Consider the following 15,084-nt stretch of genomic DNA (forward strand, 5'->3'; position numbering starts at 1 on the left):
TCAATACCGTGCACCAGTAATTGGGCATTAGAAGAATAATCAAGATGGTAAAAAAGAACGCGATATAACCTGAGATTAGTAGTGGTAGTGATGATTTTAAAAGTGCTGCCATTGTCTTGATTTGTGTGATCATGGCGCTAGACCTTTAAGTTTTAACTGATAAATTTGTATTTGCTTAATTTGAGCAGGCTTGAGTACTACATGTGGGCGAGCTTGCGAGATCATTGCTATGGCTTGTTCAATACTGCTGATAGCGCCATGACTTATTAGATAAGCACATAAGATTGCACTACTTCGTGAATAGCCAAGTGCGCAAAAGAGTAATAGTTTTTGCGGATCTTGCTTAAAATTTAAATTTTTGATTTGAGTATCAAGTCGTTCTACAGCCTCAGCAAGTTGATTGGCTGCTATTACAGTTAAATCCAAATGTAGATACTGGCAATAAGAACTAGCATCTGATGTCATATGTTCAGAAAGAGAAACAGGTAGTTCAGCACAACAATCAAAAAGTGCTGAATAGGCTAAGCTCTGTTGAATTGAAGGTAGACGACCCAGATAAATTGCTAAATTCCCTGAGTGTATAATATATGAATCTTCAGGATGTTTCTGTGTCCAGATCCGTGAATTAAGCCAAGCTAAAGCAATATAAGGCGAAAATAAAATCCAAGAGGCGCTTGTAAATCGACCATGATTATTTTTTTGGAAGAAATGTGGACGCGCAAAAAAGTACGCGAGCGCAACGAGTAGTAAACTAAATGCTGGATAGAGAAGCCAAAGTGCCCAAGATTGAAGATGGAGACTCAGTACAGTAAGCAGAATCACACCAATTAAATATAAAAGACCAAGTTTGATATGTTTTAAACTCAGTTTTAGACCCGATTGCCAAGGTGCTTTAGCGTGAATAGGAAAAAGCCATAAACAGAGTGCACCGACAAGAAGTCCCGTAGGAACATCAATAAAATGATGCTGCCATGTAGTGAGTACAGAAATCCCAATCAGCAGAGACCAAATATCGACTAGATTTTTGAAATAACCATTGCTATGACGGCGATAAAAATCCCAAAGGATAACTAAAAGCACAATATGTAGCGAAGGTGCTTGATTAAAAGGCTGGTCAAAACTCATTAAAATATCAAACCAATGACCAAAAAAACCTTCTATAGACGGGCGTTCAAAACTAAATGCAAGTGGATAAATAAAAAAGCAGGTAACTGAAATGAGCTGCGCAAAAAGCAATCGCAAACTCTGTTGTTTTAATTCAAATTTATTGCAACAGAGTAAAAGTGATAGTCCATAAAACAGATCAATCGACCAATAAGGCACAATGCTCCAAGACCAAATGGGAATGTTTTTTTCCCACGCAAAGACAACACTTGGAACATGAGTTAATGAAGAAGCATATTGATTGGCTAGTCCATAGCTCCAAAAGAAGAAAGGTGCAAGGAAGAGCAAAATAATAACACCATATTTCCATGTTCCATTTTCTCGAGGCATATCATCGATATTCTGCATAATTGAATACTGCTTTAATCATTATTTTTGAATTTTTCGAGCCACGGAAACGGTGAAAATGCCAAATTCATCGATACATTGGTCAATTTTTTCGAATCCCTCAGCTTCAACTAGAGCATCCATTTCAGCTTGTGAGCGTAAGCGCATGACCCATGCTTGACCTTGACGATGTGAACTTAACGCACGGGCTATAAACTCTTGCTGCGGATGCCAAATTTGTCCTGTATATAACAGATAACCTTCATCTTGCATGGCTTGGTAGATGCCTCTTAATGATTGACGAATGAGTGCATTGTCGCTGAAGAGTTCATATAAGCCTGAAACGACAGCAAAATTGACTTTTGGTTCAGTGCTGGCTAATGACTGCTCATCAAATGCATCAGCTTGAATAAACTGAACGGTGTCACTTAGTCCGCGTTCTCGAATTAATTTTTGACCGGATTCCACATTAATCGGACTGTAGTCTCGTAATGTCACTGATTTTGGTGGCACACTTAGAGCATGAATTGCATCTAAAATATAACGGCCATGACCCGCTGCAATATCCATCACGTGGAGTTCTTTGCCTTGTTTTAAAAGTGTGTTGGCATATTGCGTAAAGAGTTGTTCAATATGTTGCTTGCGCACACGAATGCCGCGCCAGCCAATTGCATTTAAATAGTAATGGTCGATTAATTTACCGATGAGGTTATGACTTTCAGGTTGGTTGCGATATACAAAATCGAGGGTACTGCCTGAGTCGTATCCGGTTTGTTCTCCAATTTCTAAGCCTCTAGAAAAATGGCTTCCAATTTTTAAATTCTGTTTCGTTAAATCCCAGAAACGCTGCTTTAAAGAGCCTTCTGGAAGATGAGTGGATAGTTGTTCGGCTACAGCGCAACTGTGACCAATTTTATCTGCATGAAGCAGCTCAGGTGCTGTATAGGGTTGCTTAAAACATTGCTGAATAAAGCGCCGTATTTTCTCAACGGCAATAGCACGGTCTTTTTCACCCAATGTATCGTGATAGAAACCCTCTAATACATGAAACTCTTTTAAGGGATTGGGTAATTTGTCAAAGAAAGCCTTTTGAGGTTTTTGATGAACGACAAAGTCTGCACCTGAACTGAGGACTTGAGTGGGCACATAAATATGTGCTGCATCTTCCACGATACGCTTTGATGCTTCATAGAGTCCTAAAAGCATACGAACCGAAATCGCTCGGGCAATTTTAGGATCGTGCTCGTAGCTTTGAGAACGGTCACGGTCATGGGTGAGCATCTTCGCTTTCACATAGCTATTCACAAAAAAATTACCGCGTATTTTTTGCATCGCGGTTAAGCCTTGTTTAGCGAAAGGGATATATAACTTAATATCAAAAGCAGGTGAGGCTAAACATAAGGCACGTATCTTTGGCGCATAGTCATGTACCCATGTCGCAGCCAAGACTGCCCCAACACTTTGAGCCACAACTGCGATATTTTGTGGTGCAATGCCATAGTGTTGTTGTAGATGTTTTACAAAAAATTGAATGTCTTTCACACAAGCGGAAAAACTGGGTGCATCGCCACGTTCACCGGGCGAATTGCCATGACCGCGTGCATCCCAAGCAAAAAAATCAAAATCATCAAGCTGTAGTTCATTGACTAAGTGAGCCATACGGTCTGAATGCTCATGTCCGCGATGAAAAAGTAAAATTGCTTTTCGAGCAGCATTATTTTGGTTGTGCGAACTCGACCAATGTTGGTAAAAAAGCGGTGTGCCATCATGTGTAATAAATTGATTTTGATTATTTTTATACATGGCATTATTCCTTATTTTTAAAAATCTAAGCCAATGAAAGTCTAATTCGATTAATGACCGTCCAAATGCAAAGTATGCTGATGATGGCGAGCAAGCCGTTAATAATTAAACTTTGTAGTTCAGTTGCTAAGCCATAAAGCTCGAAAGTTAAAAGCAGTATAGTGATAGCACTCAACCAAAAAGCACGGTCACTTTTACCCATTGGACCTGCATAGCAGCGTGGTTTATGGATGAGTGTGGCGGTAACACCTGTAAATTCCGTTAGAACGGCGAGGAAGCAAAGCAATAACAGTAAATGGGCTTGAATGGGTGAGATGACGATTAAGCAAATATATAGGGCAGTATCTGAGATGACATCGCAAAGCTCATTGAGAAAAGCGCCCAAATCGGACTGCTGCAAAAATTCACGAGCCAACATGCCGTCTATAGCATTGAATGCCATGCGAATCAGCATCCAAATTGGAAATAATAAGATCCAGTAATTCACTGCATGATTTGAGTAATAGCAATAAAGACCGACACTTAAACCAACAGACAACAACATAGCTGCCAATGTGACATGATTTGCCTGAATGCCGAGTTTATACATCCCGCTGACTAAAGGTCGGAGCATATTTTGAAATGCAGGTTTCAGCTGATATATAGAGGGCATTTTAGTGTTATATCTGAGCTTTTATTTTAATTGATTATATTTTAAGCAGCGAAGTTTAAATCTTGCAATCTGAAAATTGTTGTGTAAATGCAAATACTTCTGAAAGGTCTATAATAGATCATTCGTCATTTTTAAGCTGAAAAATATTATGACTCCTGCCTGTAAATTATTATCGAGCAAAAAAATCAATTACAGCATTCATGAATATACACATGATGTAAATGCCAAAAGTTTTGGTTTGGAAGCGGCAGAAAAATTAGGTCTACATGTCCATGAAGTGTTTAAAACATTATTGGTCACGGACGAAAAACAATATTTTGTCGCAATTTTACCTGTCCATCATCAATTAAACCTCAAGAAAGTGGCGCATGCATTTGGCTGTAAAAAACTACAAATGGCAGACCCAAAACACGCAGAACGCTTAACAGGATATTTGGTTGGTGGAATTAGTCCGATTGGACAAAAGAAACGTTTAAAAACAGTGATAGATGCATCGGCTGAAACACTTGAGAAAATGTATGTCAGTGGTGGTAAGCGTGGTTTAGACATTGGCTTAAAGCCACAAGATTTATCCGATGTACTGTCAGCATCTTTTGTAGATATTGTGGATGAATAATCCTATTTTTTAAATATAAGCTTTTGAAATAAAATGAAAATATCAGGCCGACGTTAAGTTTTTGCTTTGGTCGGAAAGCGCTGCAAAATTATTTATACATTTGTATATTGTTTGAGCTAAACATCAAGGAAAGGTGTTTGGCTTTATTACATATAAAACAAAAACAAAGATAATGCGGAGCATATCCATGAATTTAAATAATAATGTGTTTAATCGTATGATGTTGGGGATGGCTGCAATCGCTTCCGTCACAGCGATGACAGTCGGTCATACGGATGCAGCGACATTACCGCAACCGCCAAATAGCCAGCAAGTTTTTTTTGTAGGAAATAACTGGGATGGTACTGTGACGGTCATTCGTCCATCGGGCGATTTTGGCAAAATTGGTGTCATTAATATGATTCCAGATCGTAAAGAGCGCCTTAAGGAAATTCATTTAAATCCTATTAAATTGATTGCCTACACTTACATCCAAGCGACTGCAGGTGAAGGAAACGACCAATTGGTAGATGATATGTATTCCACACCAGATGGCCAGTCTGTGGTTGCATCACGCCCAAGTTTTGCTGATGTGGTTTCAATTAATATCAAAACGGGAAAAATTAACTGGCGTACACCAGTAGAAGGCTTCCGCGCAGACCATATGGCGGTTTCACCGGATGGTCAACGTGTTGCAGTATCAGCATCCTCTGGCAATGTTGTTCATGTACTTGATATTCATACTGGTAAAGAATTAGGTCGCTTTGCCACAGGTGATAAGCCACATGAAAATATCTATTTCGATGGTGGGAAAAAGATTCTAAATTCTGCGATTGGTAATGTTGAAACAGCAATGGATGCAAGCTGGCAGGATTTCACCAAGGGTAAGCGTTTAATTACCATTGCCGATGCTCAAACACATAAAGTACTACGCAAAATTGATTTTAGACCTGCTTTAGATGCATTTGGTCGTAAGGATTTATCGAATTCTGTGCGCCCAATGGTGTTTAGTAAGGATGAAACCAAACTCTATGCACAAGTGTCATTCTTTAATGGCTTGGTGGAATACGACTTAAACCAAAACAAGGTGACAAGGATTGGTCAGTTACCGGGTAGCACGACAATTCCAAGTGATCGTACCAAATGGGTGAATGACTCTCGTCACCATGGTTTATCCATCAGTGCGGATGGTGAAAAACTCTGTGTTGCCGGTACGATGGACGATTATGCAACGATTGTAGACCGTAAAACACTGACTGCGAAAAAGCTTATTCCAGCGGGCAAGCCTTATTGGGCAACACGCAGTCCAGATGGCAAGAGCTGTATCATTTCAGAAAGCCAAACTGATGTTGTAACGGTGATTGATTTTGAAACAGGTAATAAAGTCTTGAGCGTACCAGTGGGCAATCATCCACAGCGTGTACGTATTGGTTATGCACCTGCAGATTGGTCTACACCTTAAGAAGACTGTCAGGATATGAGTGTGTCTTAACTGAAGGCACACTTTCAGGAGAAATGATATGGATAAATCATCGCAGAAATATGCCGTGATTGCCTTGTTTCTTGTAGTAGTCTTAATGCTCATCGGTTATCAAGTCCGAGAGGTCATTTATACTCAGCAGACTGATGATGAAATGAATGTAGACGCTGAACAATTAGCTGACACTCAGGTAAATGTCATCAATGCACAAGCGCAAATGCCGAATACTGAACTGGATCAGCTTACTCAGAATCAGCTGATTGAACAACGTGATCGTTTATATGCTTCATTTGCAGAACTGACTTCAGGCATGAGCAAAGGGCAAAAGCCTAAAGCTGAGCATGTGGTACACATGTTAGGGCAGCAACAACAGTTGGTCAGTGCCAATTTAGTGACTGTAGAAGAAGCCAATGCACAAATCGTGTTTTTGAAGAAAGTCTTACCTGAGCTAAATACAGTCTTGAACCAAGCTCAAACTCAGCTCGAGCAACGTCAGTTATAAATCCAAATTTATAAGCAATTTGGTGGTTTGGGAATGCCTGCTAATCGACTAAGATGGCGGGCAACCAACCCCGTGTTAAATTTTTCTTGAAGTACTGCATTATTGATATCGCTACTTACAGTTTTCATCAGAAACTTAATCAATGGTCGTGTAGCAGGTGAATGACCAAACTGTTGATAGAACTGACGTACTGCATTTAAGACTTCAAAATGCCACGGTGTGAGCTTGAGCTCCAAACTCTCAGCTAAGACTTGTGCAACGTCTTCATTCCAAATGGTGTAATCGACTAAATGACCATCTTGGTCTAATTCTAAATTCATCTTTAACTCTAACTCAGTCTTATTTCATTGAAATGCAGCGGGTGAATTGCAAGCATAAGGCAGCAAATTCATCGTAGCTTATGATTTGAATATTTGGGTTGATTGGTTCAGCTAAGAGCTCTGACTCTGTATCTAATACAGCAATCTTTGCAAAAGCATCAGTTAAGCCTTGTAGATCATTTAAGACAAGGACTGATTCACCCATAAATACAACTTGATCATTGCTGCTAAAGATTTGTTTTAACTGTTTAAGGACAGCAGCTGTTGCGCCGTATTGGGATTGAATTAAATAAAGTGTTGGATTTGACATATATAGACCTATAGCATCTTACCAATACAGCACGTGATCAAATTTTTGGATAAAAGCGCTATCAAGTTGAACAAATTCAATCTCTTGTTCGCTATCTTTCACGAATGGATGGTTTTGAAACTGATCTTCAACATAGAGTGGTGTTAAATCATAAAACTCAAAACTGTCGACCATATTTGAAGCGATCTTAAATGCATGTTTCACTTGGTCAAACGCTAAGTCTGACTTTAACAAGCTAAGTGCAGCACCTTGTAGTAAAACTTTGACTTCAGCACCGAAGGTTGCAAGAACCATGGTCGCAGACAAACTTTCATGTACTTGCAAGCTGGTGAGGTTGGCTTGGGTTAGAATGACGAGTACAGATTTCACACAATTTACCTTTTAAAAGCAACAATTCACAAAAACATAAGCATTAGAATTGAATAAGACGTTGGGCGGATTGAACAGCATCTGCAAGTTCACCTAAACCGACCAACTCAAATTTTTCAGCAAGATTATGTTGTTGAATGTTATGACGTTGTGCATTTTCTGCATCGGTAATGCCTCGTGCTAATGCAGCACTGACACATACAGGCAGTCGAATTTCTAAAGATTGCCATTGCTGTGTCAATCGGCGTTGATCATCAGGCACCCATTGTAGTGAATTAGCGACTGATACACCGTCCTGATAAAAGAAAACACGAAAATCTTCTTTTTTCTTTTGTAAGGCTTGTGCTAAACCTAAAGCATGCCATGCATGTATAGAACTAGGTGCGGAGGTAATCAGGATTAGTGTGCTCATGGAATTCACTACAGGCTGGATCAATATGATCTGGGCTACATAATAAGAAGGTAGTATACAATGATTTTAGTGACGGGTGGATTAGGCTTTTTAGGTTCACATATTACTTTAAGCCTGTTGGCACAAGGGCTAGAGGTCATTGTGGTGGATAATTTATCCAATGCCAGTTTACAAACCCTCGAACGTCTCGAATATATCTCAGGTATGTATGTGCCTTTTGTGAAGGTCGATGTTCGAAATACGCCTGCATTAAATAAAGTTTTTGAGCAACATTCCATCCAAGCTGTGATTCATACGGCAGGCTTTAAATCACTAGAAGAATCTGTGTTAAAACCTCTTGAATATTATAATGATAATGTCAGTTGCATCATGAGTTTAATGCGCGCGATGCAACGTACAGGTATTCGTCATTTAGTGCATTTATCTAGTCTAGCAGTCTATGGTCAATCAGGTACTACACTTGATGAAACACAAGAATTTAATTACACCTATCCAAATCCGTATGTGAAATCTCAGCAGATGGTTGAAGAAATTATTCGCGATACTGCACGAACGGATAGTGAATGGAAAATAGCAATTCTACGACTTTCCAATATTGCGGGTGCTTTTGAACATGGTGTCTTGGGCGAATGGGTTCCTCCATTACCTAAAAATATTATTCCGTTGGCTTTACAAGTTGGGGCATTGCAACGTGATGCGATTGAACTTCGCCAACAAGCAAAAACTGAAGACCAAACTGTAGAGCGCAGCTTTTTACATGTATTAGATTGTTGTGACGCCGTTTTGAAGTCACTTCAATGGTTAATGCAGCAAAACGAGCACACTTGTGAAGCATTTAATATCAGTGGTGAATTGACGTCTATTCAGAAACTGCTTGATGAAGTTGCCGAAGTCACCCAAGTGACCATCAAAACTGAAGAAGCCCATTACTACACCAGTGCGGAGTTAGATCAACTGGGTGCAAGTAATGAAAAGGCTGAAAAACTATTACAGTGGAAGCCGACACACTCCATACGAAAAATGCTTGAAGATGAGTGGCGTTTTTATCAAAACACGCTTAGAGGTCAATAAGGCGTATCGAAATAAATGATAATAAGTATCATTTACAATATTATATCTTTCACATAAGATCGAAATATAGAAGGGAAGATAAATCCTAAATAAAGACTTGAGGTGAACTAAAAATGCAAACACGTATTGAACATGACACGATGGGTGAAGTCGCGGTACCAAGCGAAGCACTTTGGGGTGCACAAACACAGCGTAGTTTGCAGAACTTTAAAATTGGACAAGAGCGTTTACCTCGTCCAATGATCCGTGCAATGGGTTTAGTTAAAAAAGCGGCTGCATTAACCAATGCTGAGTTAAATCAAATTCCGCAAGAACTTGCAGATTACATTGTTGGTGCTGCTGAAGAGGTGATTTCTGGTCAATGGGATAGCCAATTTCCCTTAGTGGTTTGGCAAACCGGTTCAGGCACGCAAAGTAATATGAACTGTAATGAAGTTATTGCCAATATTGCTAATCAAAAATTGGGCAATCCTTTAGGTTCACAAAAGCCTGTACATCCAAATGATCATGTCAATCGTGCCCAGTCAACCAATGACTCATTTCCAACCGCAATTCACGTCGCTGCAAGTCTACAGATCAATGAACTTTTGATTCCGGCCGTGACCCGTCTACGGGATACTTTAAAAGCAAAATCTGAAGCATTTTCCGATATTGTGAAAATTGGACGTACTCATTTACAGGATGCGACTCCGCTGACCTTAGGGCAAGAGTTTAGCGGTTATGTGTCACAGCTCGAGCATGCTTTAAAACGTTTAAATCAAGCACTCGAGGGCTTATATGAATTGCCTTTGGGTGGTACTGCAGTGGGTACAGGTTTAAATGCACATCCTGACTATGCGGTTAAAGCTGCGAAAACCTTAGCGGATTTAACTGATCTGCCATTTGTAACTGCTCCAAATAAATTTGAAGCTTTAGCTGGTCGAGATGCCGCCGTATTTGCTTCAGGTGCTTTAAAAACACTTGCTGTAAGTTTAAATAAAATCGCAAATGATATTCGTTGGTTAGCGAGTGGTCCACGTTGTGGCTTTGGTGAGCTTCGTATTCCTGAAAATGAACCAGGCTCAAGCATTATGCCGGGTAAAGTGAACCCAACTCAAAGTGAAGCAATGACGATGGTTGTGGCTCAAGTTCTAGGAAATGATACGACCATTAATGTTGCAGGAGCTTCAGGTAACTTTGAACTAAACGTGTTTATGCCTGTGATTGCATTTAATCTTTTACAGTCGATCCAACTTTTAGGAGATGCATGTAATAGTTTTAATGATCATTGCGCCGTCGGTATTGAACCCAATCGCGAGCAAATTAATCATTACTTGCATGACTCTTTAATGTTAGTCACTGCGTTAAACCCAGTCATTGGTTATGAAAATGCTGCAAAGGTTGCTAAGACGGCCTATAAGGAAAATAAAACACTGAAACAGGTGGCTGTAGAACTTGGTTTGGTGACTGCTGAACAGTTTGATGAAGTCGTTAGACCTGAGAAGATGGTTTCAGCAAATGTGAAGTGATTTAAAGTTATACATAAAGCCCTCGATTGAGGGCTTTATAAAGTTTAATTTATAATATTGTCAAACATTGGTGCTAGGATTTTATTACCATATTGATTTATATGATCACCATCACTGTATAGCGGATGCCCATCATAGTTTGAAATACATGTTCCAGTTTTACATAAAATTTTAGCAGGGGATAAAATTTTAGCACCACATTTACTAGCAACAGATTCAAGTATTCTGTTTATTTTATTAGATCTTTTTTCATATTCGATTTTTGATATCCCTATCTCATCTTGATTAACCTTTAAAATTAAATTTTTAGCCATAACTTGAGGTACGTTTTTTCCTTGTTCAGGAATACTTTGCACTACAAAAACAGGGTTTTGCTTTGAAATCCCGCAAATTGTTTTTTCAAAATTCGTTTCAAAATACTCATATTTAAGATTTTTATTTTCGTGCTTTTCAGTAAAGTAGATAATTTGTTTATTTTCTTTACTAGGATCATTTTCTCCTTCCATTCTCTGTAGATATCGGCTGACCAAAATAATAGGGGTGTCTTTTATATTTGATAGATAATCAAATCGTATTTTATTGACTTCATCACAATAATTATAAGTACTATTGAAATGTGCATTTAAGATGAAGGGGCAACCTGGTGTAGAGATTGATAGAATTCCTTCTTTATGCAAATTTATCTTAGAAGTTAGATTAGGTAATAATGAGGAAGCATGGCTATCACCGACTATAATAGCTTTAATATTAGTTTTATTACCAATCGTACAATTCGTAAGCTTTGAATTAACTGATGAAGTTTCACATTCCTGTTTTAAATCTATTCTAGCAGGCTCAATAATTTCAAGCACTTCTTTCGAATAGTGGTTTTTGAAGCCATCAGTATCTTTTACAAGATAACCACTTATAAAAATGAATAAGAAAAGATAAAAAGGTTTTACTTTTAGAATATCTTTCCATGAATTAAAACGAGGAAAATTAATTTTTTCAATGAAATTATAGCTTAAAAAACCTAATAGAATTGAAAGAGGAATCCCCAACATCCACCAATCTACAATTGCAAAGTAGAATCCAAAAACGACTAATGGCCAATGCCAAACATAAATAGAGTATGACCATTGACCAATTTTATTTGTCATAGCATTATTAAGAATGATATTATTTTGATAGTGACTTAATATAATTAAATATGAACCTAACACTGGGATTAATGCCATATAACCAGGCCATGGCATATTTTTTGAAATAAAGAAATAAGATGAAATAATTAATATTAAACCACAATATTGTAATACAATTCGGTTTATATTGTTCTTGAATGACAATGGATATAAAAAAGCTAATCCACCTAAAAGCATTTCCCATGCCCGACTTGTAAGAACAAAATATGCTGTTTTACTATCTTTATATGTGGCATAGATGCAGTAAATAAAGCTGGCTAAAAATAAAGCCAATATTACCCGTTTGATTTGCATTAAGTTTAAATACTTATTAAGTAAAATGATAATAACAGGAAATAAAATATAGAACTGCCATTCAACGGAAAGTGACCAAGTGTGTAGTAACCATTTCGTGTGTTCTGCTGTATCAAAATATCCTCCACCTCTCGAAAAGAGAATATTTGAAGTGAAATAAGAAGTTTTCTCAATTTGCCGACCTAAATTACTATAATCATTTGGTGCTAAGTAAAACCAACCAAAGATTAGTAAACAAACAGACATAGCTGCTAATACAGGAATAATTCGATTAGCACGTGAATTATAAAATTTAAATAGATTAAAAGAGTTTTTATCTAATTCATTAAAGATAATTGATGTCATCAAAAATCCAGAAATGACAAAGAAAACATCTACTCCTGCAAATCCTCCAGGTAGCCAATTCGGATTAAAGTGAAAAATAACAACAGCTGAAACAGCTATTGCACGAAGTCCATTAATATCGTAGCGAAAATTCATCAGTAAAAAACTATTGTATATTCCATGTGAGATACACTTAGTTTACCTAAAATCGTGCAATATTTTTTCTTATTCGATGGAACAAACAGTTTTTTTAAATATAAATATTAAACTATTAGTCTTTTTTTTGAAAAAAATGAGTAGACAAATTGCTGTTGTTTTATAAATCAGGCTTCTATTATTGAAATGAGAAATTTTAATTGTATTAGCAAGATTGAATAACCTGCCATACTTGGTAAAATAGCTTTTGCTATTCATTGCCGCACCTTTATCTCTATAAACAGATAATCTCCCGTGTAGCGGCCAATCTACGGAAATTTTCAATGCTTGATGTATATTTAACAGATGTTCAAAAAAAGGTTCAGTTCAAAGATTATCCAGGTGAGCATCCTGTTAAATTTATTTTGAATTTTAAAAAGATTTTCCCATCCATTATGGAACTTCTTTTACCTGTTCTTCCTGAGAACGAAAACCTTGAAGAAATGTCTTGGGAATCGACAACGAAAGACTTTGAAACTTTCCAAATGTTTTTGACAGGTTGGGGCGTAATCGAGCTTCGTTTAAATGCGATTGTTCAGTACAAAGACAAAGCATTTGCAGATAACTTAATTAAAAATGCTCAGCAAAAACGTCGTGAATACCAAAAGAAACACATGAAGCTGAGTTCTGTAGAATTAGATTATCTATTTATGCATGATGTTCATGCATCGATCGATGCTGAATTGGTAGAGCTTGGTGAGAAGTTCTATCTGCCAACACTGCGTGATTTATGGAAATCTAAAGTGTCTAACCAAGTGTTAAATGCGAAGTTTTAATCCTGTAAAGATTAAATAAAAAGTCCTCCAAAGTGGAGGGCTTTTTTTATGCTTAAGATCAGCAGCAATGATCTTTAAAAAGATAGTTTGTATAAAAAATGATTAAAAAAGCACGATATATTCAACATTTGCATAAACTTATCTATAAAACTGCATGGCTATTTAAGAGCATTTTTCATAAGGTATATACACCGTAACACTTATATTTGTGCAAGAAATTAAGTTAAGTATTTCTACACAAATAAATGTGAAGGTTCAAATTTTCCCGAAGATATATCCAAGGATTTCCAAGAATGTCGAATCAGTTTTTAGATTTAATAACTAAACGCCGTACAATTTATGCAATTGGTAAGAACGTTGAACAAACGCCAGAATACCTAACTGATTTGATTCAAAACGCGATTAAGCAAAGCCCATCGTCATTTAACTCACAATCATCACGTGCTGTAATTTTGTTTAATACAGAACATGAAAAATTCTGGGGCTTTGTAGCGGATAAACTAAAATCTTATGCAAAAGATGAAGAAGGTGCTGCAAAAACAGCTGCAAAAATGGCAACGTTTGCAGCAGGCGTAGGTACAGTTTTATTCTTTGAAGACCAAGAGGTGATTAAAGGTTTGCAAGAACAATTCCCATCGTATGCTGAGAACTTCCCAATTTGGGGTGAACATTCAACTGCAATTGCGCAATTCGCAACGTGGACAGCATTGCATACTGAAGGTTTAGGCGCATCTTTACAGCATTACAACCCAATTGTAGACGAGCAAGTACATAGCGAATGGAATGTTCCAGCAACTTGGAAATTACGTGCACAGCTTGTATTTGGTTCTGTCGAAGGCGAAGCACGTGCTAAAGACTACATTGCAGACGAAGCGCGTTTCAAAGTATTCAAATAAAAATGATGTTATTCACTGCTTGAGCAACTCAGGCAGTGAATCTTAAAAACAAGATAAAACAACATTTATAACGGCTCAATTTAAGCTAAACTAGCTGCGTTTTATAAAGTTTCTGAGTATTCAATCAATGTCAAAAAACACGCAAAAATTATCTCCATTGCAAGAGCTCATTGCAGAGCAAAAACTTCTATGTGAAGAAGTTGGTTCTGCATATATTGAAGTGAGTGGGGACGATGTCGTTGCAGTTGCCGTGAATACTTTGGAACAAGATCCAATCGTAGGTATTCGTAAACAGCCTGAAGGCGAACAAAATGTCAGTTGGTTCATTTATGGCGGTGAACAGGTTTCAAATGAAGAAGCCTTTGAAACAATGACTGTACGTGAGCTTCAAGATATTATTCCAGACGTGCTTCCATACTTGGCGCTTGAACAAGGTTTCCGCTTTATGATCGATGGTGATGATTATGAAGATGTTTGGAAAGAAGGCGCATAAATGATTTTGTCATGGTCTAAACTAGGTTTAAGCTTGAGTATGTTGATCAGTCTGTCTGTACATGCAGTTCAACTAACACAGGCTGAATATGATCAATTCATTGATGTTCAAACCAAAATTGTCAACGAAACAAAACCTATTTTAGATCAGTCTAATCCAGATACGAGCGCTTCGGCTCAGCGTGAAGCATTTTGCTTACGCTTGAAGGCGTATGAAAATATCAAAGCGACATCCGAAGAAAATATTAACTTAAATATGGCACCGATGATGAAAATCGTGGCGGAAAGCTATTTATCACGACAGCAGGAGAGTTTAACAAATTCAGGTATGACGACTTCTGTATTTTGTGCCAGTGCAAAACAAACTAAATAAAAAGTTATAAATATGAAATTAATAATAAAAGAGTTTATTG

17 protein-coding genes are annotated in these 15,084 nt (G+C 37.6%); 9 read left to right on the plus strand and 8 right to left on the minus strand.

The window, feature by feature from the left end:
* Positions 1-129: 129 nt before the first annotated feature.
* Genes A3K93_RS05795 through A3K93_RS05805 form a run of 3 tightly spaced genes read right to left on the minus strand, consistent with a single transcriptional unit; the run spans position 130 to position 3,946 of the window.
* Positions 130-1,512 carry a phosphatase PAP2/dual specificity phosphatase family protein gene (locus tag A3K93_RS05795; RefSeq protein WP_067729766.1) on the minus strand — a complete coding sequence of 461 codons (1,383 nt, stop codon included), beginning with the start codon at positions 1,510-1,512 and terminating at the stop codon, positions 130-132.
* A 21-nt stretch (positions 1,513-1,533) separates the two neighbouring features.
* Positions 1,534-3,294, minus strand: a complete 1,761-nt coding sequence (locus tag A3K93_RS05800) for a bifunctional alpha/beta hydrolase/class I SAM-dependent methyltransferase (RefSeq protein WP_067729768.1) — start codon at positions 3,292-3,294, stop codon at positions 1,534-1,536.
* A 25-nt stretch (positions 3,295-3,319) separates the two neighbouring features.
* Positions 3,320-3,946, minus strand: coding sequence for a CDP-alcohol phosphatidyltransferase family protein (locus A3K93_RS05805; protein WP_067729770.1), 627 nt, complete (start codon positions 3,944-3,946; stop codon positions 3,320-3,322).
* A gap of 148 nt (positions 3,947-4,094) precedes the next feature.
* Here A3K93_RS05805 and ybaK point away from each other — a divergent pair, with 148 nt between their 5' ends.
* The 3 genes from ybaK to A3K93_RS05820 all read left to right on the plus strand — a co-directional run bounded on the left by ybaK (position 4,095) and on the right by A3K93_RS05820 (position 6,523).
* Positions 4,095-4,562, plus strand: a complete 468-nt coding sequence (ybaK, locus tag A3K93_RS05810) for a Cys-tRNA(Pro) deacylase (protein ID WP_067729772.1) — start codon at positions 4,095-4,097, stop codon at positions 4,560-4,562.
* Positions 4,563-4,818: 256 nt separating this feature from the next.
* Positions 4,819-6,003, plus strand: coding sequence for a YncE family protein (locus A3K93_RS05815; RefSeq protein WP_442855656.1), 1,185 nt, complete (start codon positions 4,819-4,821; stop codon positions 6,001-6,003).
* 58 nt (positions 6,004-6,061) lie between these two features.
* The gene (locus tag A3K93_RS05820; protein ID WP_067729774.1) at positions 6,062-6,523 is read left to right on the plus strand and encodes a hypothetical protein; all 462 of its coding nucleotides are present in this window, start codon (positions 6,062-6,064) and stop codon (positions 6,521-6,523) included.
* Between the two features lie 8 nt (positions 6,524-6,531).
* Here A3K93_RS05820 and A3K93_RS05825 read toward each other — a convergent pair whose 3' ends face one another.
* Genes A3K93_RS05825 through tusD form a run of 4 tightly spaced genes read right to left on the minus strand, consistent with a single transcriptional unit; the run spans position 6,532 to position 7,934 of the window.
* Positions 6,532-6,843, minus strand: coding sequence for a TusE/DsrC/DsvC family sulfur relay protein (locus A3K93_RS05825; protein ID WP_067729776.1), 312 nt, complete (start codon positions 6,841-6,843; stop codon positions 6,532-6,534).
* A 19-nt stretch (positions 6,844-6,862) separates the two neighbouring features.
* On the minus strand, positions 6,863-7,153 hold the full coding sequence (locus A3K93_RS05830; RefSeq protein WP_067729778.1) for a sulfur relay protein TusB: 291 nt from the start codon (positions 7,151-7,153) through the stop codon (positions 6,863-6,865).
* An 18-nt stretch (positions 7,154-7,171) separates the two neighbouring features.
* Entirely contained in the window at positions 7,172-7,522 is a 351-nt protein-coding gene (locus tag A3K93_RS05835) for a hypothetical protein (protein ID WP_067729780.1), read from the minus strand.
* A 43-nt stretch (positions 7,523-7,565) separates the two neighbouring features.
* Entirely contained in the window at positions 7,566-7,934 is a 369-nt protein-coding gene (gene tusD, locus A3K93_RS05840; RefSeq protein ID WP_067729782.1) for a sulfurtransferase complex subunit TusD, read from the minus strand.
* Between the two features lie 60 nt (positions 7,935-7,994).
* Here tusD and A3K93_RS05845 point away from each other — a divergent pair, with 60 nt between their 5' ends.
* The gene (locus A3K93_RS05845; RefSeq protein WP_067729784.1) at positions 7,995-9,005 is read left to right on the plus strand and encodes an NAD-dependent epimerase/dehydratase family protein; all 1,011 of its coding nucleotides are present in this window, start codon (positions 7,995-7,997) and stop codon (positions 9,003-9,005) included.
* Between the two features lie 113 nt (positions 9,006-9,118).
* The gene (fumC, locus tag A3K93_RS05850; RefSeq protein ID WP_067729786.1) at positions 9,119-10,513 is read left to right on the plus strand and encodes a class II fumarate hydratase; all 1,395 of its coding nucleotides are present in this window, start codon (positions 9,119-9,121) and stop codon (positions 10,511-10,513) included.
* Between the two features lie 44 nt (positions 10,514-10,557).
* Here the strand turns inward: fumC and A3K93_RS05855 are convergent, their stop codons facing one another.
* Positions 10,558-12,468, minus strand: a complete 1,911-nt coding sequence (locus A3K93_RS05855; protein WP_067729788.1) for an acyltransferase family protein — start codon at positions 12,466-12,468, stop codon at positions 10,558-10,560.
* 323 nt (positions 12,469-12,791) lie between these two features.
* Here A3K93_RS05855 and A3K93_RS05860 point away from each other — a divergent pair, with 323 nt between their 5' ends.
* From A3K93_RS05860 to A3K93_RS05875, 4 genes are all read left to right on the plus strand, one after another.
* Positions 12,792-13,283 (plus strand): hypothetical protein, encoded by a 492-nt coding sequence (locus A3K93_RS05860; RefSeq protein ID WP_067729790.1) that lies wholly within the window; start codon positions 12,792-12,794, stop codon positions 13,281-13,283.
* Between the two features lie 293 nt (positions 13,284-13,576).
* On the plus strand, positions 13,577-14,179 hold the full coding sequence (locus tag A3K93_RS05865) for a nitroreductase family protein (protein ID WP_067729792.1): 603 nt from the start codon (positions 13,577-13,579) through the stop codon (positions 14,177-14,179).
* Between the two features lie 127 nt (positions 14,180-14,306).
* Positions 14,307-14,672: an immunity protein Imm33 domain-containing protein gene (locus tag A3K93_RS05870; protein ID WP_067729794.1), complete on the plus strand. Its 366-nt coding sequence runs from the start codon at positions 14,307-14,309 to the stop codon at positions 14,670-14,672.
* Positions 14,673-15,044 carry a hypothetical protein gene (locus A3K93_RS05875; protein WP_067729796.1) on the plus strand — a complete coding sequence of 124 codons (372 nt, stop codon included), beginning with the start codon at positions 14,673-14,675 and terminating at the stop codon, positions 15,042-15,044. It begins immediately after the preceding gene.
* Positions 15,045-15,084: the final 40 nt, after the last annotated feature.

Origin of the sequence: Acinetobacter sp. NCu2D-2 (assembly GCF_001647675.1) — a bacterium.
Taxonomy (GTDB): Bacteria; Pseudomonadota; Gammaproteobacteria; order Pseudomonadales; family Moraxellaceae; genus Acinetobacter.